Raw genomic sequence first — 23,129 nt, forward strand, 5'->3', positions numbered from 1 at the left:
ACGCCGCTGTCGTAGGTAATGCTGGTGTAGCTGGAGCCGACACCGCCGGCGATGATGGGCGTGGCCCCCGCCGGACCCTGCAGATAGTGATAGGCGCCGGTGGCGCCCACGACCGTGTAGTTGACGCCGCTGACCACGGCCGCGCCACTGACGATCAGTTCACCGCCGTTGACGGCCGAAAGCTCCGCCAGCGTGCCGCCTGTCTGGCTGTAGTTGCCGGTGATGTTGATGCCATGGTTCAGCCGAACCGCGGCCCCGTCAGCCACCACCGTATGCGTGGTCCCGCCTACATTGACGGTGTCGTCCAGCAGGATACTGCCCGCCAGCGTCACGTTGCTAGCCGTGTTAAAGATGCTGCCCGGCAGCGTGCCGGTGAGGCCGGTGAAGGTGCCGAAGGTGCCGACGCTGCCGCCCAGCAGGGTCAGGTCGTTGGAGCTGAGGTTGACGATGTTGCCCTGGATGACACCGGTATTGGACACGGCACCCAGCGTCCCGGTGGCCGCCACATAGACCGCCGACGTGGACGTCAAAGTGCCGGTGTTGGTGATGGTGCCATAGGTGGTCGCGACATAGTAGTTCTGCACCTGCGCCAGCAGGCTGTTGCCGCTGATGCTGGACGCGGCATTGATGCCGGTACCCGCCGCACGAACCACGCCGGTCAAGGTCCCATAAGCGAGAGAGATGCCGCCGTCGGCGGTGATCAGGGTAATACCCTCGCCCAGGGTATGGTTGACGGCGGTGTCGAAGCTGCCCAGCACCGTGCCGGCGATGCTGGCAGCACCCGTGATGGACAACCGCGCGGTGCCGAGTGACAGGGTGCCCAAAGTCGAGGTCTGGGCGAAGGCGCCGCTGACGGTGGCGACGCTCTGGGTGCCAAAGCTGATGTTGGCGCTGTTGTTGTAGACCGTGCCGCCGGTGTAAACGATGTCGTTCAGCAGGATGTTGCTGCGCGCCGTGCCAACGCCGAACACCACGTTGCCGTTGCTGATGATGGCGCCCACCGTCCCGGTCAACCCGGTGAAGGTGCCAACCGTCGTGCCGCTGCCGCCCGCCAGGGTCAAGTCGCGCGTTGATTGGTTGAAGATGTTGCCCAGCACGGTGCCGCTGTTCACCACCGTGCCGATGCTGCCATAGGCGCCGATACGAATGGCGGTCCGCGCGCTGATGGTGCCGCTGTTCAGCACGGTGCCGATCGTGCCGGAAAGGGTGCTGCCGGAGATGACGGTGCCGTCGGCCAAGATGGCGGCCACGGTGCCGCTGCTGGAAGCGCTGGTGTTCTGGATCAGGCCGCTGTTGCTGAGGGTGTTGAGCGTGCCGACGGCCTGCGCACTGCTGGCGCCAACGTAGACGGCGCCATAGTTGGTGGACTGGTTCCGAACCGTGCCGCTGTTGTTGAACTGGGTGACCGTGCCGGTGTCCCAGAGGCCTACGCCGGTGCTGCTGTTCGAGATGAGGCCGGCATTGGTGATGGTGCCGATGACACCGCCGGGGGCGTTGATGGCGGCAAACGAATTGGCGGCCGCGATGGTGCCGGTGGCGCTGTTGGTGATGGTGCCGATGCTGGCGCCCAGGGTGGAGAGGATGCCGCTGCTGCCGCCGGTGGCGCCGCTGATCAGGCCACTATTCACCACCTGGCCCAAGGTGCCGCCACCTGCCACCCGCACGCCCAAGTAGGCCGAAAGAGTGCCGGCTGCCGCGTTGGTCAGGGTTCCCAGGGTGCCGGCCACATAAACGGCCGCGATCGTGCCGGAGGGCGCCAGCGTGCCGGTGTTGCCGATGGAGGCGAGGCTGCCACCGACATAGTCGTTGCCAATGGACAGGATCAGGTTGTTGCCGCTGACGGAGCCGCTGACGGAGACCAAGGTGGGCGCCAGCCCGGTCGTGCTCACAACGACGGAGCTGTAGTTCGAGCCTGTCCCGCCCGCGACCAGGGTGGTCACGCTGCCGGTGGCCAAGTAGTTGTTGCTGGCCGACAGGCTGGTGAGGACGGTGCCGGCCACGGTGGCGGAGTTGGACACGGCCAGCTTGCCATTGCCCTGCAGTACAAGGGTGCCGGCCGACTGATTGTAGTTTCCAGTGACGCTTACCAGGGTGTTGAGCGTCACGGCGGCGCCCAGGTTGCTCAGCGTGTGGCCGGTGATGGTGACACGATCATTCAGCAGGATGTTGCCGGTCGACAGCACCAAGTTGCTGAGGTTGTTGATGATGGTGCCGAGGTTACCGACGGTGTAACCGGTCAGGGTGCCGACGACGCTGCCGCTGCCGCCCGCGATGGTCAGGTTGTTGGACGTACGGTTCCAGATATTGCCCGCGAGGGTGCCACTGTTGGCGATCAAGCCGATGGAGCCGGGGCCCCCGTCGATCGTGTGGATGAACAGGACATTTTCCGCGCCCCGGATAAGCCCGGTGTTGGTCAGCGTGCCGATCTTGCCGCCGTTGTAGATGGCGGCTGCCGTATTATTCGTGGTGTTGGAAGACGAAAGCGTTCCCGTATTGATGAAATTGGTGATCGTGGCGGTGTTGTTATTGGATAGCGCCAGCACACTGGCCGAGATAGTGCCATTGTTGACCAGCGTACCCATGACGCTTTGGTTATTGATACCAGAGAAACTGGCATTGATGGTGCCGCTGTTGATCAGCGTGCCGACGGGGGCGGAGATGGACAGCACCGTTGTACCGGAGCGCACCACCCCGCTGGCGATGGAAACCATTGTAGAGGTAATGGAAACCTTGATCTGGGAGCTGCCGCTGGTTGAGACGATCGTATCGGCCCGGGCAGGTCGCGCCGCCGCCAGCGAGACACCGATGGCCAGCGCGGAAGCCCCTAGCAGGAAAGCGTGCCGGATCTTCTTATTGCCGTCCGCGCGCGTGACCATTCGCTTCGCCATAATGCCAGCTCCCAACCATCGGCTTGCACTGTGCTGGGCGTGGACGCGAAAAGCGGAAGGCTCCGGCTCAGATAAGCCGGAGCGAACAATTCCGTGTTTGACACGCCAACCCTTACAGCGCCCCGGAGATTCACCTGATACTTGCTCTACCCCCCAATTGGGCAGGAGCGGGATAATCTTCTGATATAAGCCCCGGTAGGCTGTCAATGTAATCTTGTGGATTTACAACTATTGTAAATCTCCCGATTAGACCATTGTCAGAAATTGTCACCAATACGGGTTATGTGATCTTGTCAGTTTTAATCACAACATCAGAGTTTCCGAACCCATTGACTCGATTCTCGCGGACATGTGAAGGGCTTTATCGTTAAACGAACATACTGCACTGATGATGAGGATGCCCTCTTTCTCCGGCATCGGCGGATCAGGCGATGATGTCTGCTGGCCATCGTTATGGATGGCGCCCTGACCACCCGAACGAGCGCATTTCTGCGGCGTCTCTGCACCCGTTCGGCGTCGGCCCTGTCACGGCCGGCGCGCTTGCCGCCTTCGCGCTGGACCCGCACACCTTTTCCGATGGTAGGAACTTCGTGGCTTGGCTGGGCACCAAAGCAGTGTCATCGGGGCACCATCAATCGTTGCGCCTGGGCCGCCGCAGACGCCCGCCCGGGATTGAAAATCGGCATGCGGTTTGGATGCCGATCAGCACAACGACCGGTTGATTACTTTGGGACCGTTGGGGCCGTTTGATCGCGCTGATCCACCAGCATGACGGACCGTCCTCAGCCTCTGGTCAACAACTCCGCCAGCAGCGGGTTGGGGAAGCGGCGCTCCAGCGTCACAGCCAGGAAACTTTCGACCACGCTGGGCAGGCGCCCGGCCTCCACCAACTCGCCATTGCTCAACTCATCCCGCACCACGATGGGGGGGATGACGGCCAGGCCGGCGTCCTCACGCACCATGAGGCGGATCATGGCCATGTCGTCCACCTCGGCCGCGATGCGCACCGAGATGCCCAACTGCGCCACCAGCGCGTCGAACGTCGCCCGCAGCGCCGTTTCCGGGGTGGGCAGGATCAGAGGATGCCGGGTCAGCAGGATTGCCAGCGGGACGCCGCCTTCGGAGTCGTCTCCCTGGGTGGGGCGCAGCCGGGCTGGTGTGCCAATGAGGCTGACCGCCTGCTCGTCCAGGCGATGGATCAGATAGGGGCTGGCGGCGTCACGGGGTGGGGCCAGGTTCGTCAGCACCACGTCCAGCGCCAGGCTGTCCAGCCCGCGCAGCAGTTCGCCCTGGGAGCCGGAACGCAGCACGACCTCCACATCCGGCCTGCCCAGCAGGGGTCGCAGGAAGCCGATCTGGAAGTTTCGCGATAGGGTGGCGAGCGCCCCGACGCGCAACGCGCGCTGTCCGCCGCCGGCATTGCGCAAGGTGGCGGACAGGTCCTCCGCCAAACGGAAGATCGCCACCGCATGGTCCAGCGCGATGCGTCCCGCCTCCGTCAGGATCAGGCCGCGCCCTCGGCGCTCGAACAGGGGGTGGCCCAGGCTGTCCTCCAGCGTGCGCAGCTGGGTCGACAGGGCGGAGGGGGAAAGATTCAACTGCCGCGCGGCCCCGGTCACCGTGCCCTCGGCGGCGACGGCCCGAAACAGGCGCAGATGGTGCAGGTTGAGTGAAGCCATGCCGGAATCATTCCAATAAATAGAACGTATTTCTTTAAAAGATGTAATTTTCTGGAATTCGCGCAAGGGCTATCTCCTGCCTGCGTTCCAATCCTGGGCCGCGTTTCCCTGGAGAGTTCGATGCCGTTGTCGAGCCTTGCCCCGGCCGTACTGCTGGCCGCGGCAGCCATCGCCCTGCTGCGCCCCGGCCGCCGCCCCCAGCTCATTCCCCTGATCGCCGAGGGGACGGCATTGGCCGCCTTGGCACTATGCCTGGCCGGCGCGGCGCGGTTCGCGTTCCTGGGGGTGGGCCAGGGAGGGGGGCATGACGGGTCGCTGGTGCGCCTGGATGTCGTCACTGCCCTGGTGGCGCCGACCGTCGCCTTCATCGGCTGGGTGGTGGTCCGCTATAGCCGCACCTATATGGACGGCACCACGCGGGAGGGGTGGTTCCACGCCCTGATGCTGATGGTGCTGGGCCTGGTGCTACTGCAGGTGCAGGCCGGCAGCCTGGCGCTGCTGGTGCCGGCGCTGGCGGCCATCGGCTTGGTGCTGCGCCAGTTGCTGCTGTTCTTCCCCGACCGGGCGCCGGCGCGGCGCGCGGCCACGAAATTCACCCTGGTCTGGGGGGCCGGCGACGTCGCGCTGATCATGGCCACCGGCCTGCTGTGGCTCGCCTATGGCACCATGGACATCGCGACGATCGAAGCCGCCGCCCGGCTGGCACCGCTTCCCCCGGCCGCTGAGGGGGCCGCAGGCCTGCTGGTCCTGGCCGCCTTGCTGAAGACGGCCGCCTTCCCCCTGCATGGCTGGCTGACCGAGGTGATGGAGGCGCCGACGCCTGTGTCGGCCCTGCTGCATGCCGGCATCATCAACAGCGGCGGGCTGCTGCTGATCCGCCTGGCCTGGTTGGTGCAGGCCAGCCCGGGGGGCATGGCGGCACTGGTGATGCTGGGTGGGTTCACCGCCCTGTTCGGCGCCTTGGTCATGCTGACACAGAGCGCAGTCAAGACGGCCTTGGCCTGGTCCACGGTGGCACAGATGGGCTTCATGCTGCTGCAATGCGGGCTGGGCCTGTGGCCCGTCGCGATGCTGCACCTCCTGGCGCACTCGCTCTACAAGGCGCACGCCTTCCTGTCCTCCGGCGGGGCCATTCGGGCGGTGCAGGCCACCCGGCGCCCCGGTCCGGTGGCGACCCCCGGCGTCGGAGCGGTGATCCGCGCCTTCGGGCTGGCGCTGGCTCTCTACAGTCTGGCCGCCGTCGGCTTCACCCTGCTGGCCGGGCCGAAGTCGCCGCAGGCGCTGGCCCTGGGCCTGATCCTGGTGTCGGGCGTCGCCTATCTGGTGGCGCAAGGGCTGGCGGACGCCGCACCCCGGGCGTTGACCCAGCGCACGCTGGTCGCCTCCACCGCCGTCACCCTCTCCTACTTCGGGCTGCAGGCGCTGGCTGTGCATGCGGCCGGTGGCACCCTGCCCGCCCCGCCGGTGGCGGGGGCGCTGGAATGGGCGCTGATCGGGCTGACCGTCACCTCCTTCTGCGGGGTGGCGGTGGCGCAGGCGCTGTTCCCCCACTGGGCTCACCATCCGGCGGCGGCGGGCCTGCGAGTCCATATCGCCAACGGGTTCTATCTCAACGCCGCACTAGACCGGCTGATCGGCGGCTTCCGCACCGTCCGGTCCTGACGACAGTCACCACGGGAGACGACACCATGTTTCACGATCAGCCCGACATCGCGCCGGCACCGGCCAAGGCCCTGTTCGCGGCGGCCGAGGCGGCGATGCGCGCCATCCCGCCCGCCTTTCCCTTGGACGCCACGGTGGCCGTCAATCCCTTCCTGGGCCAGACCGGGGAAGATTTGGCGCAGGCCGCCGCCCGGCTGGCCCGTGTCGCCGGGGTCCGCCTGACCCGCAACCGCGCGGATTACGCCGCCATGATCGCCACGGGGGAGATCACCGCCAGCGACCTGGCGGCGGCACTGGCCGCCTGCCCCCATCCGGGCAAGCCGGCCCACGGAACCGCCCTGACGGCACTGGCCCATCAGGACCAGCCCACGCCGCAGGCGTTGCCCACCATCGCGGATCTGGCGGCGCGCGCCACCGGCACCGACTGGCCCGCGATCATCCGCCGCTGCCTGGGGCTGTGGGCGGCGGGTCATTTCGACCGGGGACAGGCCCTGTGGACGCCGGCCCCGGGATCATCGGCCTTCGCCGCCTGGCGGGAATGGGCAACCCATGACCTGACGCCCGAGCTGGCCGGCCTGACGGGGTTCTGCCGTCATGTCGCCAATTGCCCGGACACCCCAGGCCGCGCCCTGCTGCGTGCCGCCGCCGCGCTGGACCTCACGGCCGAGGCGGCGGAGACGGCCTTCCACCGGCTGCTGACCGACCTTGGGGGCTGGGCCCAGCATGCGCGATGGCTGCAATGGCAAGCCGAGCTGGCGGGCGATGGCGACGGCACGCTGGCCGATCTGCTGGCAATCCGCCTGGTATGGGAAGAGGCCCTGCTGGCCCATGTGCCGGCTGTGGCCCCGGCCTGGGCGGAGGTGCTGGCCGCCCACGCGCAGCCGGTGACGCCGGACGCCGACCTGGTGGCCGACACCATCCTGCAGCAGGCGGCGGAAATGGCCTATCAGCGGGGGCTGGACACGGTGCTGGGGGGAGCCGATACGGCCACTTCCGGGGACCGGCCTCTGTTGCAGGCCGCGTTCTGCATCGACGTGCGGTCGGAACCGTTCCGCCGGGCCTTGGAAAACCAGGACACCGGCATCGGCACGCTGGGCTTTGCCGGCTTCTTCGGCCTGCCCGTGGAGCACCGTCCGGCCGCGTCCGACCTGACAGAGGCGCGGCTGCCCGTCCTGTTGCCGCCCCGCCTGCGCTCCAGCGTTCCCCTGCCACCCGCCCAAGACCGGCAGCGGCGCATCGCCACCCGCTCCGCCCGCGCCCTGGGACGGTTCCGCCAGGCGGCGGTATCCTCCTTCGCCTTCGTGGAATCGGCGGGACCCTTGTACGCCCTGAAATTGTTGCGCGACACCCTGGGGCTGGGCCGAGCGCATGGAACCGACCCGGCGCCGGCCTTCACGCCCGCCCTGTCGGTGGATGTGAAGGCGGCGACTGCGGCACAGGTGCTGAAAGCCATGTCGCTGACGAAAGGACACGCGCGCTTGGTGCTGTTGATCGGCCATGGCGCAACGCTGCACAACAATCCGCACCACAGCGCCTATCACTGCGGCGCCTGCGGTGGTCATCCGGGCGATGTCTCCGCCCGCCTGCTGGCGGGCTTGCTGAACGATCCGGAGACGCGGGCGGGCCTGCCCGCCCATGGCATCGACCTGCCGGCCGACACCCTGTTCCTGGCCGGCCTGCATGACACGGTCACCGACCGCGTCACCTTGTATGCTGATAGTGCCGGCCGGGATCATGAGGCGGACATCCGCCGCGCCCGCGATTGGCTGGACCGGGCGGGGCGCCAGGTGCGCCTGGAACGGGCGGCCCGCCTTCCCGGCGCCAGCGCGGCATCGCTGTCGGCCCGCGCCCGCAACTGGGCGGAGATCCGGCCGGAATGGGGGCTGGCCGGGTGCGCCGCCTTCGTCGCCGCCCCGCGCGCCGTGACCGCCTGCGGCAACCTGAAGGGCCGGGCCTTCCTGCATTCCTACGACTGGCGGGCGGATCGCGACTTCGCCACCCTGGAATTGATCCTGACGGCGCCGGTGGTGGTGGCCAGCTGGATCAGCCTGCAATATTACGGGTCGGCCGTGGCGCCCACGCTGTTCGGCGGCGGGGACAAGCTCATCCACAATGTCACCGCCGGCATCGGCGTGGTGGAGGGCAACGGCGGCACGCTGCGCACCGGCCTGCCCTGGCAAGCCGTTCACGACGGCGAGCGCCTGGCCCACGCGCCCCTGCGCCTGTCGGTCCTGGTGGAGGCGCCCCGGCACGCCATCGCCGAGGTGCTGGCCCGCCACGAGGAGGTGCGGGCGCTGTTCGACAACGGCTGGCTGACCCTGTTCGCCCTGGAACGCGGGCGTATCACCGCGCGCTGGCATCGCGGCAGCGGCTGGGACGAGGCCGGGCTGGCCCGCGCCGCCTAAGGCGGTCGTTCCGCCGCCCGCCTCACGCCAGGCGCAACACCATGGCGCCCACGGCGATGAGGCAAGCGGCGGCCAGGCGGCGAGGGCCCACCCGCTCCTTCAGCACCAGGCCGGCGATGGCGGTGCCGAACAGGATGGAGCTTTCGCGCAGGGCAGCGATGACGGCCACCGGGGCCACCGTCATCGCCCACAGGGCCAGGCCATAGGAGATCAGGGTGCCGGCGCCGCCCACCAGACCCCGCGGCCATTGGCGGATGACGTGCTGCAGGAATGTCCGGCGCCGGGCCAGCAACGCCCAAGTCACCAGCGGCACGCCGTTGAGCAGCACACCCCACAGCACATAAGACGCGGGCGCGCCCGACAGGCGGACGCCGTGGCCGTCAACCAGGGTGTAACCGGCGATAACCACGGCGGTCAGCAGTGCCAGGCGGGTGCCGGTGGTGCCGCCGCCCGGCCCACCGCGCCGGCCCACCCACGCCATGCTGAGAATGCCGGCGCAGATCACACCGACCCCCAGCAGGGCGTGAAGGGACAGCGCCTCATGCAGCCACAGCCCGCTGACCAGCGCCACCAGCAGCGGCGCCGTCCCCCGCATCAGGGGATAGGTCTGGCTCATGTCCGCGACATGATAGGCGCGGGCAACCAGGGTCAGGTAAAGGATCTGCAGGACGCTGGACGTCACCAGATAGGGCCAGCTGGCCGCCGCCGGCAGGGGCAGGAAGGGCAGCGTCACGATGGCGATGAGGGCCGCGCCGCCCGCCACCAGGACGGCCGCCATCAGCTTGTCCCCGGCACCCTTGACCAAGGCGTTCCAGGTGGCGTGCAGCAGGGCCGCGAACAGGACGATGGCGAAGACGGCGATGGACATGAGGTGGAGCGATCCTGCGGAGGGATCGTCCATTTCTACGGTTGGCGTCGGCCCGCTGTCATCGACCGGTCATGAATGGCTGCCCGGCGTGGCATTATCGACGTCAGAACAGCGCCGGCCCATCACCCCGGCGCAGGGCCTGAAGGTCGCGGGACTGCGCCCGTTCGCACAGCCAGCCAAAGCCAAGTCCCAGCGCCGCCCACAGGGCGGCATGGATGCCCCAGGAGGCGATGCGGAAACGCCACAGCAGCTGGGCCGGGAATGTCTCCGGCACCTCGTTCACCTCGGGCAGGGCATAGCCCGCCGCGATCATGACCGCCAGGAACAGGGCGCCGCCGGCGAGGCCGGCGTTCCAGGTACCCCAGCGGGCGGCCAGCCGGCGGGCGGTGACCACGGCCGCCGCCATGGCGGCGACGGACAGGATCAGCAGGATGAAGAACAGGGCGGTGCGCTGCTGGATGGAGTCAGGATTGCCCACCGCCGGGGGGTTGGCCGGATACTTGAAGGCCGGCACCAGAACCACGGCCAGGAAACCCAGGAGTGCCAGAATGGCGGCCAAGCCACGCGGCCCCAGGGTGCCCATGCGGCCCTGGGCGTAGGCATAGGTCAGGGCGAACATGCCACCCACGGCGGCGCCATAGACCAGCAGACCGGTCAGCAGGCCCCAGCCGCCCTGCGTGCCACGGCTGAACAGCTCTTCCTCCTCATCCGCCGCCTGGGCGTCATGATGATGATGATGGCTGTGCCCCGCCTCAACGGTGTCAGGGGTGGCGGCCGCGTCATGATGCTCATGCCCCCCCGTCGCCTGGGCCGCCTCGAAGGCGATGGCGCGTTCGACCGGCGGCTCACCGATCAGCGTGGCCACGCCGAAGGCAAGCAAACCCGCCAGGATGCCGATGAGCATCCCGCGGGCGAGATAAATTCCAACCATGATGGCGAGGGTCCACCCGCCTCAGTGGCAGGGGAAGCCCAGCAGATGGCGGGCGTCGTGCACGAACTCATGCACCTCACGGCCCTGGATCAGGGAGGTGGCGCCCTGCTCCGCCCCCACGAAATAGACCATCAGCACCAGCAGCAGCCCGCCGAACACGGCCCAGGGCAGCAGTTCAGCGGCGGAGATCACCGGCAGGGCAACGGCGGGGGTGCCGGAATGGGTGGTGGCGTGGGCCATGAAAAAACGCTCCCTGGGATTACGCGTCCCGTATGCGGTCTGTGTCATGCGACGGGGGGTCTGGCTTCCGCACGCCCTGGAAAGGCCTGGGCGTTCGGTTACAGTGGCGCGACCGTGCCGGATTTGCACCGGCTTCCCCCATGCGCGGGTGATCCGTTGATGGTAGGGAGGGGCCGTACCGCATTCAAGGACTATCTCCATGACAGCCCCCAATGTCATTGGCCGCCTGACCCTGCTGGCCCACGCCCCCACCCGGGCCCAGCGTGACGCCGTCTTCCCCCGGGCAGACGAAGCGGCCGAGGAAACTGGCCTGGCCCAAGCCGCCCTGCTGGCGGAGGTGCACGCCCTGCGCAAGGTGGATCGCCTGTGGACGGCGCCGGAGGTCCGCGCCCGGCAGACGGCGGACGCGCTGGCCGTCGCCCTGGGGTTGGAGGCGCATGAGGACACGGCCCTGGCCGACCTGAACGTGGGCGACTGGCAGGGCCGCAGCCTGGCCGACCTGTCGGCCCATGAGGCGGACGCGGTGGGCGCCTGGTTAGGCGATCCGGAGGCCCGCCCCCATGGGGCTGAGTCGCTGGCGCAGCTGCGGGCGCGGGTGGCGCGGTGGCTGGAGCATGGGACGGCGGAGGGGCACACCCTGGCCGTCACCCACCCGGCCGTGATCCGCATGGCGGTGGCCGTCGTGCTAGAGGCGCCGCCGCGAGCCTTCTGGCGGCTGGACATCGCGCCGCTGTCGCTGACCGATCTGCGCTGGCACCGGCGCTGGGCCGTGCGCGCCACCGGCGTGGACGCGCTGACCCTGCCCCGGCCTTTACGCAACCCGGCATGAGAGCCTGGCGGCGTCATCGGCTGGGGTTGGCTGCGGTTCCGGACCTTCTCCCTGCCGAGATGGAGATCCGGGCAGCCCGGTCCTTCGTAATGTTGACTCACGCTCGACAGACGGAATCACAGCTCAAGGCGCTTCCGCCTTCGCCTGGCGAAGGCCCCAGCTGATTGGCAGAGCGGACGTCCGGCGACGATTGGGCCCGGATGATGATTTCCTGAAGTGTATACACCCCCAACTTTTCACCCGCGCGTTCCCGGTGCTTCTGGACGGTACTTGGGCTGATATCAATAAGGCGGGCGATTTCCTTGCTGGTGAGGCCGGCCGCGACATAGCGCACCACCTCCGCCTCGCGCGGCCCCAGGAGACATCCCAAGCCAACGGTGGCGGCGGTAGTTGCGGGGTCGTGACACCCCGGGCGTAGGCGATCAGTTGCGCGGTCGAGGTCAGCCCCGCCTTGCGCATGATGTTGGAGCGGTGTTTGCGGATGGTCAGTTCCGAGGCGCCCAGCGTGGCGGCAATCTGCGAACTGGTCAAGCCTTGCCCGGTCAGGTCCAGGACTTGGCGCTCTCGGGTGGTATAACGATTCATGATGTGCTGGCCCATCGGTGGGTTGTCGTCGCCGTGACGCCCCCCGCGCCAACGGCCCAACCAACTTGCCAGCGACCGGAAGAATTCTTCCTTCTGTTATCTTGCCGGGGATTAATTGATTGATTTATATAAATAATTTGAGCGGAGAGCGATACCACCCCATAGAAGAATGGCGGCCCGGACATCGTGCGTCTGGACCGCCATGCACCTTTATGCCGCCGCTGGCACCCAGACCAACTGGCCAGGAGGGGGACACTGTTCGCCAGTGTTGAGTATTTCCGGGTCCGAGAAAAGGAGTACGGCATCCTTCCCAGGTTGACGCAACTCAGCGCTCAAGGTGATGGATAAGCTCGCTCAAGCTATCCCTGTGTATGAAGAGCCTCCCAAGCTCGATTATTGAAGGTTGACGAAAGCGCCACCGTCCACCAGCAGGGCAGCGCCGGTAACATAACGCGCCATATCACTGGCCAGAAAGACGATGGGGCCGGCCAAATCCTCCGGCACGCCCAGGCGGCCCAGCGGAATGCGCGCGGCCATGCGGGCGCGCTTCTCCGGATCGGCCAGGTCGTCCTGGTTGATGGCGGTCTGGATGGTACCGGGCAGAACGGAGTTGCAGCGGATGCCGTGGCGACCGAGCGCGATGGCGCAGGACTGCATCAGCGAATGCACGCCTGCCTTGGTGGGGGTGTAATGGGTTTGATATTCGCCCCCGACCAGCGCGCTGATGGAACTGACGGCGATGATGGCCCCACCCCGCCCCTGTTCCACCATGCGCTGGGCCGCGGCCTGCACCATGAAATAGGCGCCATGCAGATTGACCCGCATGGTGCGTTCCAAGACATCCACCGGCATGTCCAGAAAGGCATGGAAAGGGCAGATGCCGGCGTTGCTGACGAAGACGTCGACGCCCCCAAGCGCCGCCACCGCCGCTTGAACGAAGGCGGGAGCCGCCTCTGGATCGGCCACATCGGAGCGCACGGCGATGGCGCGGCGGCCCAGGGCGGTGATGGCGGTCACCACCTCCGCCGCCTCTCCTTCATCCCCCAGGTAATTGATAGCGACATCGGCGCCGGCACGGGCACAGTCGATGGCGGCGGCCCGCCCGATCCCCTGCGACCCGCCGGTGATCAGGACCGTCTTCCCTTGAAGCAGCATGGCTTCTCCTTCTCTGGACGTGAAGCCGCCCTAGGCCTTGGATTTACGCGGCCGGCGCTGGCCCACCCGCTCGCTCCACCCCAATTCGCGGCTGATATCCCGCGCCACGCCCATGACCTGGGCGGTCAGCCCTTCCATGCGGGCGTCGCTCATATACTGGGCGGCGCTGGAGACACTGATGGCGGCCACGATCTCGCCGCCCGCCCCCCGGATGGGGGCGGCGACGCAGCGGATCTGGTCCTCGTTCTCCTCCAGGTCGAAGGCGTAGCCCTTGCCGGCATAGGCGCGCATGCGCTCCAGCCAAATGGCCAAGCCGACGCTGGAGCCTTGCGCTTCATAGAATTCGCGCCAGGCGGCCTCGTCATGGTCCAGGATCAAGGCCTTGCCCAGGCCCGTGGAGGCGATAGGGTGGCGTTCGCCCACGCGCGACCCGATCACAACCCGGCGCCGGCCCGGCACCTTGTCCAGGTACAACGCCTGGAAGCCGTCCAGGATGCCCAGGTGGACCGTGTCCTCCGTCGCGGCCGCCAAGCTTTCCAGGTGGGGCCGCGCCAGGCTGGGCAGGTGCATCTGCTGCTGTGCCAGCCAGCCCAGTTCCAGCAACTTGGGCCCCAGGCTGTAGCCACCGCGCGCCACGAAGGTGAGGTAGCCCCGCTCCACCAGGGCGGAAGCCAGGCGATGGGTGGTGGACTTGGTCAGGCCCAGGCGCTCCGACAACGCCGGTAGGGCGATGCTCCCCTCCGCCACCACGTCGATGACGTCCAGCCCACGGAACAGGGTTTGGCTGCCGGACGGCGCTCCCTTGATCTCATCATCGGGGTCCATGTCGCTGGATTTCCTAGGTTGTGCCATATTCACGGTTCCAGTACCGCATAATGGAATTTCTTTCAAGGCCTGGCCCGAACGATGGACAGGCTGGCCGCCAATTCCAGATTCATCCCGGAATCTGAAGCATATCTTCGCCACTCACGGTCGCACGCCCCGCCTAGTATAGGCGGTAAACGTACGCGCAACATCAAAAACTAGAGGAAGTCGCATCACGGTGGGCCGTTGCCAACTATTCACCGTCGGGTCATGGCGTCCCTGCCCTCGGCCCGCGATCAGACCGACGGGCATTAATTTCATATTATGCAAGTCTGCTGCATAATATGGTTTGACTCCCCCTGCCGAGGGCGATAGCATTCCGGCACATAATGAATAAGACAGGGACAAAACGCTTAAGCGCCTCAAGGACTTGGGGCTTTCGGCGCGTGCCGGTCGCGCGCACCGCATCTCACATCACCACCACGCGGGTGGCAGCCCGACCGGCCTTCCCCACCGGGATCGCCGGCGAGGGGGACCGCTTGTCCAGCCCGCTACACGAACGACAACGAAAATACAAAGGGAGACGCTCAAATGGGACACCGCTGTCACCTACCATGCCGACCGGCCGCCACACCACTGGCCGCGCCCTTGGCCAAGCCCTTGGCCGCGGCGCTGGCCCTGTTGCTGGGCACCGCCAGCGTCCCGGCCCTGGCCCAGGTGGCCCCCGCGACCGCCCAGGGCGGGACGGCGGCCGACACGGGCGAACCGCTCGAGGAAATCATCGTCACCGGCACCAGCATCCGTGGCATCCAGGCCCCGTCCTCCGCCGTCAGCACGGTGACGCGCGACGACATCGTGGCCACGGGATCGACCACGGCGACGGAACTGCTGCGCTCCCTTCCGCAGGTGGGCAGTTTCAATTCCACCGGCAGCAACACCGGCTTCGGCCAAGCCAACTTCGTCGACCAGCCCGCCATCCACGGCGTGGGCGTGGGCAATGGCGGCGGCGGCCTGACCCTGGTGCTGTTCGACGGCCTGCGTCTGCCGGGCGCCGGCATCAACCAGACGGCCCCCGACCCGTCGGCCATCCCCGTATCCGCCCTGGAACGGGTGGAGGTCATCGCCGACGGCGCCTCCTCCATCTATGGGTCGGACGCCGTGGCCGGCGTCATCAACTTCATCCCCCGGCGCAACTACGACGGGGCGGAAACCCATCTGCAGGCGGGCTTCGGCAATTCCTACGACACCCAGAACTTCAGCCAGCTGTTCGGCAAGACCTGGAGCGGCGGTTCCATCCTGCTGGACTATGAGCATTCCGGGAATTCGGAGCTGAAGCCCAGCAGCCGCTCCTACATGTCGGACAACGCCACGGCCAAGGGCTGGGGCGACAACCGGGTGCAGAACTGCCCCGTCGCCAACGTCACGGCCGGCGGCGTCACCTACGGCCTGACGGCCACCGGCGCCTTGAAGGCGGGCCAGCCCAACAAGTGCGAAGGCCGGCTGGACGACGACCTCTACCCCGACCAGCACCGCGACCAGGGCCTGATCTCCATCCGCCAGGCCATCACCGACGGCGTCGAACTGTTCGCCAACGAGATCTACAGCCGGCGCGTCATGACCACGCGCATGAGTTCCACCTCCGCCCAGGCCTCGCCCAACAACAGCGGCTTCTCCGTCACCGTTCCCGGCAGCAGCCCCTATTATGTCGCTGTTCCCGGCTTGGGCGGCGGGGATGAGACGGTCACCTACTACCCCGGAGGCTCCTTCCTGAACCACACCACCACCAGCACCCAGGTGGCCAACGTCGGCGCCGACATCGACCTGACCCACGGCTGGCAGGGCAAGGTGGTGGGCAATTTCGGGTTCGAGCGCGATGACGTGCGCCAGAATGGCCTGAACCAGACCCTGGCCACCGACCTGGCCGCCGCCGGCACCCTGAACCCCACCGGCATCGGTGCCGCCAACAGCCCCGCCGTGATCAGCGCCCTGCGCGATTTCCAGACCCGCTACAGTGGCGAGCAGTTCCTGGAAGAAGGCCTGTTCAAGGCGGACGGCCCCCTGTTCGACCTGCCCGGCGGCACCATCAAGGCGGCCGTGGGCGCCGACATCCGGCATGAGCGCTTCGCCGCCAGCAACAGCGTGGGCCCGACCAATCCCGCCAGTTGGCTGACCGCCAGCGAGGCCGCCGTCTCCTCCTTCTCCTCCATCGGGGAGCGGGACGTGAAGTCGGTGTTCGGCGAGTTGTCGGTGCCCATCGTGGGCGACGACAACGCCGTGCCCGGCATCCGCGCCGTCAACCTGTCGCTGGCCACCCGCTACGACAGCTACAGCGACGTGGGCGACACCACCAATCCCAAGGTGGGCCTGACCTACACCCCCTTCGACGGCCTGACTCTGCGCGGCAGCTTCGGTTCCAGCTTCCACGCGCCCAGCCTGGCGGACGCCGGCACGGCCATCGACACCCGTGCCATCCGTTTCAGCGACTTCGTCAGCTTCGACCCCAACAAGTATTCGATCATCCTGGCGGGCGGCAACAAGCTGAAGCCGGAAACGGCTGACACCTATTCCGCCGGCTTCGACTACAAGCCCAAGGAACTGCCGGGCCTGAAGGTCAGCTCCAGCTATTTCCGCATCGACTACTACAACGTCATCACCTTCCCCACTTTCAATCCCGTCACTCAGCCGCAAAACCCGGTGTACGACGCCTATCGCGTCTACAATCCGACGCTGGCCCAAGCCCTGGCGCTGACCAACGGCTTCCGCCACGACGGCAATTTCGACCTGTCGGCGCAGCTGCCCACCGCCATCTACGACCTGCGGCGCCAGAACTTCGCCGACGAGTTCATCCAGGGTGTCGACTTCGACATCAGTTATGGCTGGGACGCCGGCCGGGTGGGCGCCTTCACCGCCGGCCTCGCCGGCACCTGGCTGTGGCAGTTCGACCAGAAGGTGAAGGGCGCCACGTCCATCAACACCCTGCTGAACACCGACTACGCCATCGACTTCAAGGCCCGCGCCAGCCTGATGTGGACCTTGGACGCCTACACCGCCGGTGTCTTCGTGAACTACACCAACGGCTACAGCAACGCGAGCACGGGCGGACTGGGCATCCAGAAGGTGGACAGCTTCACCACCGCCGACCTGCACCTGGCCTGGAACGTCCCCGGCCAGGGCATGATGGGCGGCATCCAGGCGACGCTGGACGTGAACAACGTCTTCGATACCGACCCGCCCTATTTCTACAACACCAACGGCATCTCCGGTGTCGACCTGACCGCCGCGTCCCCCCTGGGCCGCGTCATCTCCATCGGCCTGACCAAGAAGTGGTGAGGCCGATCGCCGGGCGCGGATCCCCCATCGCGCGCGGCGCTTAGCACCCGTACGGTCTCATCTCCGTATTCATTTCCTCCCCTGGCGGGTGTCGCGGTCGATGGTGCGAACGATCCTCCGCGGCACCCGCACTTTTCCATTCCAGCCGGGCCCGGGCATTGCCACGCTCCGGATCCCATAGAACCACAAGCCTGATAGGGAGCATGCGACTGACCATGAATCGCCGGGAAATGCTGTTGGTCGTGGGGGGAGCCGCCGTGGCGGCCGCCGCCTCTTCCGTGGTGGCGCCCAAGGCCGCCCAGGCCCAGCCCAAGGAGTTCGAGCCCGCCGTGGCCGGCGAGCCCAACGCCGCCTGGGGCGCCAAGGCCGACGCGCTGACACCGGCGCTGACCGAGACGGCGCAGCCGTTGCTGGCCCTGGTGCGCGCCGTGGCCGATCCAGGTGCGCCCTTGCACTGGCGCATGGAGCCGGAGGGCGAAGGCCTGGCCGGCCGCACCTTCAAGAAGGGCGACAGCTTCATCCTGGATTTCGGCGGCCACCGCACCGGCCACCTGGCCTTCCGCCTGGAAACCGTTGGGCGCGAGCCCGATGCCCCCGCCCGTCTGCGCCTGACCTTCGGCGAGGTGCCCAGCGACGTGGCGGAGCCGCTGTATCCCTACAACGGCATGTTGAGCAGCGCTTGGCTGCCCGATGAAATCGTCAACATTGACTATTTGCCCCAGGCCGTGCAGTTGCCCCGCCGCTACGCCTTCCGTTATGTGAAGGTGGAGGTCATCGACACCTCCTCCGGCTTCAGCATCCGGTTCGAGGATGTGAAGGCGATCGGCCTGACCTCCGCCAAGACGGTACCGGCGCCGCTGCCGTCCAAATACTCCGACCTGGCGCGCCGCATCGACGCCGTGGCCCTGGCCACCCTGCGCGACTGCATGCAGACCACGTTCGAGGATGGCCCCCGCCGCGACCAGCGCCTGTGGGTGGGCGACCTGCGCCTGCAGGCCCTGGCCAACTACGCCACCTTCAAGCAGAACGACCTGGTGAAGCGCTGCCTCTACCTGTTCGCGGCCTACCGCCGGCAGGACGGGCTGGTCGCGGCCTGCGTCTATGAGAAGCCCAAGGCGCGCTACGGCGGCATCCACATCGTCGACTACGCCGCCCTGTTCAACGTGGCCCTGGCGGACTACTTGGAAGCCACGGGCGATGAGGCGACAGCGCGGGAACTGTGGCCCGTGGCCAAGCGCCAGCTGGAGATCATCGGCCAGCGCATCAACGCCGACGGCCGCTATGTCGACCCCGGCAACGTCTGGATCTTCATCGACTGGGCGCCCGACCTGCATAAGGACGCGGCCGTCCAGGGCCTGCTGGTCTTCGCCCACAAGCGTACGCTGGACCTGGCGCGCAAACTGGGCGTGCAGGCGGAGGTGGCGGACTACCCCGTCCTGATCGAGCGCATGACCAAAGCCGCCCGCGGCTATTGGGACGCATCGGCCAAGGCCTTCGTCAGCGGGCCCAACCGCCAGGTGTCCTGGGCCTCGCAGGCGTGGATGGCCATCGGCGGCGTGCTGCCGGCCAAGGACTGCGCCACCGCGCTGAAGACGGCGTTCAACCGCGCCGACGCGGTCAAGCCGGTGACCCCCTACCTCTACCACTACATGGTGGAGGCCATGCTGGACAGCGGTCTGGACAAGGACGCCCAGGCCCTGGTGGAAAGCTATTGGGGTGGCATGGTCAAGGCAGGCGCCGACACCTTCTGGGAGGTCTATGACCCGGCCAAGCCGCTGAGCTCCCCCTACGGCGACATCCACATCAACAGCTATTGCCACGCCTGGAGCTGCACGCCCACCTACTTCTACCGCGCCCGCGGCATGGTGGCCTAAGCCCCATCCCGACGTCCTTCGATCATGCCTAGGAGCAGCGTTCCCATGACCCTCCCCACCATCAAACAGGTGCGCGCCTACACCGTGCGCGGCGGCGGTGCGGACTATCACGACCAGGGTGCCGGCCACTGGATCGACGACCATATCGCCACGCCCATGGCCAAGTACCCGGAATACCGGCAAAGCCGGCAGAGCTTCGGCATCAACGTCCTGGGCACCCTGGTGGTGGAGATCGAGGCCAGCGATGGCACCGTCGGCTTCGCCGTCACCACGGGCGGCGAGCCCGCCGCCTATATCGTGGAAAAGCACCTGGCCCGCTTCCTGGAGGGCCGCAGCCCCACCGATTATGAGAAGATCTGGGACCAGATGTACTTCGGGACCCAGTATTATGGCCGCAAGGGCCTGGTGGTGAACGCCATCTCCGGCGTCGACCTCGCCCTGTGGGACCTGCTGGGCAAGCTGCGGCAGGAGCCGGTGTACCAGCTGCTGGGCGGGGCCGTGCGCGATGAGCTGAGCTTCTACGCCACAGGATCCCGGCCCGATCTCGCCAAGGACATGGGCTTCATCGGCGGCAAGATGCCCCTGCACCACGCCCCAGCCGAGGGCGAGGACGGCTTCAGGAAGAACATCGCCGAGCTCGCCACCATGCGTGAGCGCTGCGGCGAGGATTTCTGGCTGATGTTCGACTGCTGGATGGCGCTGGACCTGAACTACGCCACTCGACTGGCCCACAAGGCCAAGGAATACGGCCTGAAGTGGATCGAGGAGGCGCTGAGCCCCGACGATTACTGGGGCTATGCCGCGCTGAAGAAGGCCGCCCCGGCCGGCATGCTGGTCACCACCGGTGAACATGAGGCCACCCGCTGGGGCTTCCGCATGCTGATGGAGATGGAATGCTGCGACATCATCCAGCCCGACGTGGGCTGGTGTGGCGGCGTCACCGAGCTGCTGAAGATCTCCGCCATGGCCGACAGCCGGGGCGTCATGGTCATCCCCCATGGCTCCAGCGTCTACAGCTACCACTTCGTCATCAGCCGGCATAACAGCCCCTTCGCCGAGTTCCTGATGATGGCGCCCCAGGCCGACCAGGTCGTGCCGATGTTCCATCCCCAGCTGCTGGGCGAGCCGGTCCCCGTCAATGGCCGCCTCAAGGCCACCGCGCTCGACAAGCCGGGTTTCGGTGTGGAGCTCAACCCCGCCGTCACCCTGCACCGCCCCTATACGCATTGAACATATTGCAAGGTCATACCCTATGAAACTCTTGCGCTACGGCCCCCAGGGCCAGGAGCGGCCCGGCCTGCTGGACGCGGACGGCCGCATCCGCGACCTGTCCGGTGCCATCGCCGACATCACGCCCGAGGTCCTGTCCCCCGCCGGGCTCGACCGGCTGCGTGCCCTCGACCCCGCGGCCCTGCCCCTGGTCGACGGCAGTCCTCGCCTGGGCGTACCCCTGGCCCGCGTGGGCAAGTTCCTGGCCATCGGCCTGAACTATGCCGACCACGCCAAGGAAGCCAACCTGCCCATCCCCAGCGAACCCATCCTGTTCACCAAGGCCACCAGTTGCCTGAACGGGCCGGACGACGACGTCATGCTGCCCCAGGACAGCGCCAAGTCGGATTGGGAGGTGGAATTGGGCGTGGTCTTCGGCCGCACCGCCCGTTATGTGCCGCAGGACCGGGCGCTGGATTATGTCGCCGGCTATGTCCTGGTGAACGACGTGTCGGAGCGCTTCAACCAGAAGGAACGCGGCAGCCAGTGGGACAAAGGCAAGGGCCACGATACCTTCGGCCCCGTGGGCCCCTGGCTGGTCACCGCCGATGAGGTGGGCGATCCGCAGGATCTGGACATGTGGCTGGACCTCAACGGCCGGCGCATGCAGACGGGCAACACCCGCACCATGATCTTCGGCGTGGCCGAGCTGATCGCCTATGTCAGCCGTTTCATCACCCTGGAACCGGGCGACATCCTGACCACCGGCACGCCCCCGGGCGTGGGCGAGGGCCAGAAGCCGGAGATGGTGTTCCTGAAGGCCGGGGCTGTCATGACCCTGGGCATCGCCAAGCTTGGGACGCAGCGGCAGAAGGTGGTGGCATGGTTCAACCGGGAGGATCAGGCGTGACGACAGTGTTTCAAGGCCGCTTCGGCGGCCGCACGGCCATCATCACCGGTGGCGCCTCCGGCCTGGGCAAGGAGACCGCCCGCCGCCTGGTGGCGGAGGGGGCCAAGGTCGCCCTGTGGGACGTGCAGGAAGACCGGCTGGCGACAGCAGCGGCTGACGTGGGTGCCATCCACACCGTGGCCCTCGACGTGACCGATGCCGCGTCGGTGGAAGCCGCCGCCAAGGCCAGCCACCAGGCCCTGGGCGGCCGGGTAGACATCCTGGTGGCCTCGGCCGGCATCACCGGCGCCACCGTGCCGGTGCATGAGTTCCCGCTGGACAGCTGGCGCCGCACCATCGACATCAACCTCAACGGCCTGTTCTATTGCTGCCGCGCTGTCGTACCGCTGATGCTGGCCCAGGGCTATGGCCGCATCGTGAACGTCGCCTCGGTGGCCGGCAAGGAAGGCAACCCCAACGCGTCGGCCTATTCCGCCAGCAAGGCCGGGGTCATCGGCCTGACCAAGTCGCTGGGCAAGGAGTTGGCCGGCAAGGGCGTGATGGTCAACAGCATCACGCCCGCCACCTTCGACAGCCCCATCCTGGACCAACTGCCGCAAAGCCAGGTGGACTATATGCGATCGAAGATCCCCATGGGCCGCCTGGGCCATGTGGAGGAAAGCGCCGCCATGGTCTGTTTCATGGCGTCGGAAGAATGTTCTTTCACCACCGCATCGACGTTCGATACCTCCGGGGGCAGAACGACTTATTGAATGTATGAGTACCGGCCGGGCCCGCAATGGGTCCGGCCGTTTAAGAATGAACGAATACGGGAGGAACACGCGGGCCATGGCTGACGCGCTGATCCTGGTCGACCCCCACATGCATCTGTGGGATCTGGCCCATATCCGCTATCCCTGGCTGACGCCGCCGCTGGGCGACGGCGGGGTCAATGGCGATGTCACGCCCATCGCCCATGACCAGGGCGTGGACGACTATCTGGCCGTCGCTGGTGAGTTGCCCGGGGGCTGGACCTTAGGCAAGAGCGTGCATATCGACGCCGGCGCCCACCCGGACGACGCCCTGAAGGAAAGCGCCTGGCTGCAAGGCCTGGCCGATAGGACCGGCTTCCCCCACGGCATCGTCGGCTATGCCGCGCTGGAGGCGCCTGACGCGGAGCGGGTGTTGGCTGCCCACGCCCAATTCCGCAATATACGCGGCATTCGTCAAATTCTGAACTGGCACCCCGACCCGGCCAAGACCTACACGCCGCGCGATCTGCTGCGGGACGATGCCTGGCAGGCGGGCTTCCATGCCCTGGCCCGGCATGGCCTGTCCTTCGACCTGCAAATCTATCCCGGGCAGATGGCGGCGGCCGCCGACCTCGCCGCTCGCCATCCCGGTACCACCCTGATCCTGAACCATACCGGCATGCCGGTGGACAAGGACGCGGACGGCCTGGCGCTGTGGCGTGCGGGCATGGCGGCGCTGGCCCGCCACCCCAACGTCCAGGTCAAAATCTCCGGCCTGGGTATGCTGGACCGGGCCTGGACCCCGGACAGCATCCGCCCCTTCGTCCTGCACACCATCGAGCTGTTCGGGGTGGACCGCTGCATGGTGGCCAGCAATTTCCCGGTCGACGGTCTGGGCGGCCGCTTCGGCACCTATTTCCAGGCCTACGACCATATCACCCGCGATTTCTCACGCGACGAACGCGCCGCCCTGTTCGGCGGCACCGCCACGCGCGTCTATTGCCTGGACTGACAAAGAAGAGCATCGGG

18 protein-coding genes, 1 pseudogene and 1 riboswitch are annotated in these 23,129 nt (G+C 67.2%); of the genes and pseudogenes, 10 read left to right on the forward strand and 9 right to left on the reverse strand.

What is annotated here, in order from left to right; all coding sequences use genetic code 11:
• Positions 1–2,876, reverse strand: a 2,876-nt coding sequence (locus FBZ87_RS23810; RefSeq protein ID WP_145613092.1) for a beta strand repeat-containing protein, incomplete at its 3' end; no start/stop codon positions are given.
• Positions 2,877–3,322: 446 nt separating this feature from the next.
• On the opposite strand from FBZ87_RS23810, the gene FBZ87_RS23815 reads away from it, so the two are divergent.
• On the forward strand, positions 3,323–3,610 hold the full coding sequence (locus tag FBZ87_RS23815; protein ID WP_246134575.1) for a transposase: 288 nt from the start codon (positions 3,323–3,325) through the stop codon (positions 3,608–3,610).
• A gap of 60 nt (positions 3,611–3,670) precedes the next feature.
• Here the strand turns inward: FBZ87_RS23815 and FBZ87_RS23820 are convergent, their stop codons facing one another.
• Complete coding sequence (locus tag FBZ87_RS23820) at positions 3,671–4,567, reverse strand: LysR family transcriptional regulator (RefSeq protein WP_145613094.1); 897 nt, start codon at positions 4,565–4,567, stop codon at positions 3,671–3,673.
• Between the two features lie 120 nt (positions 4,568–4,687).
• Between FBZ87_RS23820 and FBZ87_RS23825 the strand changes: the two genes are divergently transcribed.
• Positions 4,688–6,229, forward strand: a complete 1,542-nt coding sequence (locus FBZ87_RS23825) for a proton-conducting transporter transmembrane domain-containing protein (RefSeq protein ID WP_145613095.1) — start codon at positions 4,688–4,690, stop codon at positions 6,227–6,229.
• A 26-nt stretch (positions 6,230–6,255) separates the two neighbouring features.
• Positions 6,256–8,634 carry a YbcC family protein gene (locus FBZ87_RS23830; RefSeq protein WP_145613096.1) on the forward strand — a complete coding sequence of 793 codons (2,379 nt, stop codon included), beginning with the start codon at positions 6,256–6,258 and terminating at the stop codon, positions 8,632–8,634.
• 22 nt (positions 8,635–8,656) lie between these two features.
• Here FBZ87_RS23830 and FBZ87_RS23835 read toward each other — a convergent pair whose 3' ends face one another.
• The 3 genes from FBZ87_RS23835 to FBZ87_RS23845 form a co-directional block, all read right to left on the reverse strand.
• Complete coding sequence (locus FBZ87_RS23835) at positions 8,657–9,502, reverse strand: EamA family transporter (RefSeq protein WP_145613097.1); 846 nt, start codon at positions 9,500–9,502, stop codon at positions 8,657–8,659.
• Positions 9,503–9,605: 103 nt separating this feature from the next.
• Positions 9,606–10,433 carry a CbtA family protein gene (locus FBZ87_RS23840; RefSeq protein ID WP_145613098.1) on the reverse strand — a complete coding sequence of 276 codons (828 nt, stop codon included), beginning with the start codon at positions 10,431–10,433 and terminating at the stop codon, positions 9,606–9,608.
• A 21-nt stretch (positions 10,434–10,454) separates the two neighbouring features.
• Positions 10,455–10,673 (reverse strand): CbtB domain-containing protein, encoded by a 219-nt coding sequence (locus tag FBZ87_RS23845; RefSeq protein WP_004274006.1) that lies wholly within the window; start codon positions 10,671–10,673, stop codon positions 10,455–10,457.
• A gap of 33 nt (positions 10,674–10,706) precedes the next feature.
• Positions 10,707–10,871: riboswitch (cobalamin riboswitch) on the reverse strand.
• Between the two features lies 1 nt (position 10,872).
• On the opposite strand from FBZ87_RS23845, the gene FBZ87_RS23850 reads away from it, so the two are divergent.
• Positions 10,873–11,502: a histidine phosphatase family protein gene (locus FBZ87_RS23850; RefSeq protein WP_145613099.1), complete on the forward strand. Its 630-nt coding sequence runs from the start codon at positions 10,873–10,875 to the stop codon at positions 11,500–11,502.
• Between the two features lie 97 nt (positions 11,503–11,599).
• Here the strand turns inward: FBZ87_RS23850 and FBZ87_RS30245 are convergent, their stop codons facing one another.
• The 4 genes and pseudogenes from FBZ87_RS30245 to FBZ87_RS30140 all read right to left on the reverse strand — a co-directional run bounded on the left by FBZ87_RS30245 (position 11,600) and on the right by FBZ87_RS30140 (position 14,067).
• Positions 11,600–11,872: a response regulator transcription factor gene (locus FBZ87_RS30245; RefSeq protein WP_145613100.1), complete on the reverse strand. Its 273-nt coding sequence runs from the start codon at positions 11,870–11,872 to the stop codon at positions 11,600–11,602.
• A gap of 53 nt (positions 11,873–11,925) precedes the next feature.
• A pseudogene (locus FBZ87_RS30250) lies at positions 11,926–12,102 on the reverse strand (response regulator transcription factor); the annotation flags it as partial.
• A gap of 378 nt (positions 12,103–12,480) precedes the next feature.
• Positions 12,481–13,242 (reverse strand): L-rhamnose 1-dehydrogenase Lra1, encoded by a 762-nt coding sequence (gene lra1, locus FBZ87_RS23865; RefSeq protein WP_145613101.1) that lies wholly within the window; start codon positions 13,240–13,242, stop codon positions 12,481–12,483.
• Between the two features lie 30 nt (positions 13,243–13,272).
• Positions 13,273–14,067 carry an IclR family transcriptional regulator gene (locus FBZ87_RS30140; protein ID WP_211107155.1) on the reverse strand — a complete coding sequence of 265 codons (795 nt, stop codon included), beginning with the start codon at positions 14,065–14,067 and terminating at the stop codon, positions 13,273–13,275.
• Positions 14,068–14,694: 627 nt separating this feature from the next.
• Between FBZ87_RS30140 and FBZ87_RS23875 the strand changes: the two genes are divergently transcribed.
• From FBZ87_RS23875 to FBZ87_RS23900, 6 genes are all read left to right on the forward strand, one after another.
• The gene (locus FBZ87_RS23875; protein WP_186454952.1) at positions 14,695–17,376 is read left to right on the forward strand and encodes a TonB-dependent receptor plug domain-containing protein; all 2,682 of its coding nucleotides are present in this window, start codon (positions 14,695–14,697) and stop codon (positions 17,374–17,376) included.
• 203 nt (positions 17,377–17,579) lie between these two features.
• Positions 17,580–19,250 carry an alpha-L-rhamnosidase-related protein gene (locus FBZ87_RS23880; protein WP_246134562.1) on the forward strand — a complete coding sequence of 557 codons (1,671 nt, stop codon included), beginning with the start codon at positions 17,580–17,582 and terminating at the stop codon, positions 19,248–19,250.
• Between the two features lie 45 nt (positions 19,251–19,295).
• On the forward strand, positions 19,296–20,480 hold the full coding sequence (gene rhmD, locus FBZ87_RS23885; RefSeq protein WP_145613104.1) for an L-rhamnonate dehydratase: 1,185 nt from the start codon (positions 19,296–19,298) through the stop codon (positions 20,478–20,480).
• A gap of 22 nt (positions 20,481–20,502) precedes the next feature.
• On the forward strand, positions 20,503–21,369 hold the full coding sequence (locus FBZ87_RS23890; protein WP_145613105.1) for a 2,4-didehydro-3-deoxy-L-rhamnonate hydrolase: 867 nt from the start codon (positions 20,503–20,505) through the stop codon (positions 21,367–21,369).
• On the forward strand, positions 21,366–22,121 hold the full coding sequence (locus tag FBZ87_RS23895; RefSeq protein ID WP_246134563.1) for an SDR family NAD(P)-dependent oxidoreductase: 756 nt from the start codon (positions 21,366–21,368) through the stop codon (positions 22,119–22,121). The genes FBZ87_RS23890 and FBZ87_RS23895 overlap by 4 nt, the downstream gene beginning before the upstream one ends.
• A gap of 76 nt (positions 22,122–22,197) precedes the next feature.
• Positions 22,198–23,112 (forward strand): amidohydrolase family protein, encoded by a 915-nt coding sequence (locus tag FBZ87_RS23900; RefSeq protein ID WP_246134564.1) that lies wholly within the window; start codon positions 22,198–22,200, stop codon positions 23,110–23,112.
• The last annotated feature ends 17 nt before the right edge of the window (positions 23,113–23,129 follow it).

This window comes from Nitrospirillum amazonense, assembly GCF_007828035.1.
GTDB lineage: Bacteria > Pseudomonadota > Alphaproteobacteria > Azospirillales > Azospirillaceae > Nitrospirillum > Nitrospirillum amazonense.

Bases quoted from the DNA above. Each gene is read 5' to 3' on its own strand.
- FBZ87_RS23825 (WP_145613095.1), top strand. From the start codon at position 4,688: ATGCCGTTGTCGAGCCTTGCCCCGGCCGTACTGCTGGCCGCGGCAGCC.
- rhmD (WP_145613104.1), top strand. From the start codon at position 19,296: ATGACCCTCCCCACCATCAAACAGGTGCGCGCCTACACCGTGCGCGGC.
- FBZ87_RS23890 (WP_145613105.1), top strand. From the start codon at position 20,503: ATGAAACTCTTGCGCTACGGCCCCCAGGGCCAGGAGCGGCCCGGCCTG.
- FBZ87_RS23820 (WP_145613094.1), bottom strand. From the start codon at position 4,567: ATGGCTTCACTCAACCTGCACCATCTGCGCCTGTTTCGGGCCGTCGCC.
- FBZ87_RS23815 (WP_246134575.1), top strand. From the start codon at position 3,323: ATGTCTGCTGGCCATCGTTATGGATGGCGCCCTGACCACCCGAACGAG.
- FBZ87_RS23850 (WP_145613099.1), top strand. From the start codon at position 10,873: ATGACAGCCCCCAATGTCATTGGCCGCCTGACCCTGCTGGCCCACGCC.
- FBZ87_RS23835 (WP_145613097.1), bottom strand. From the start codon at position 9,502: ATGTCCATCGCCGTCTTCGCCATCGTCCTGTTCGCGGCCCTGCTGCAC.
- FBZ87_RS23845 (WP_004274006.1), bottom strand. From the start codon at position 10,673: ATGGCCCACGCCACCACCCATTCCGGCACCCCCGCCGTTGCCCTGCCG.
- FBZ87_RS23900 (WP_246134564.1), top strand. From the start codon at position 22,198: ATGGCTGACGCGCTGATCCTGGTCGACCCCCACATGCATCTGTGGGAT.
- FBZ87_RS23880 (WP_246134562.1), top strand. From the start codon at position 17,580: ATGCGACTGACCATGAATCGCCGGGAAATGCTGTTGGTCGTGGGGGGA.
- FBZ87_RS30140 (WP_211107155.1), bottom strand. From the start codon at position 14,067: ATGGACCCCGATGATGAGATCAAGGGAGCGCCGTCCGGCAGCCAAACC.
- lra1 (WP_145613101.1), bottom strand. From the start codon at position 13,242: ATGCTGCTTCAAGGGAAGACGGTCCTGATCACCGGCGGGTCGCAGGGG.
- FBZ87_RS23830 (WP_145613096.1), top strand. From the start codon at position 6,256: ATGTTTCACGATCAGCCCGACATCGCGCCGGCACCGGCCAAGGCCCTG.
- FBZ87_RS23840 (WP_145613098.1), bottom strand. From the start codon at position 10,433: ATGGTTGGAATTTATCTCGCCCGCGGGATGCTCATCGGCATCCTGGCG.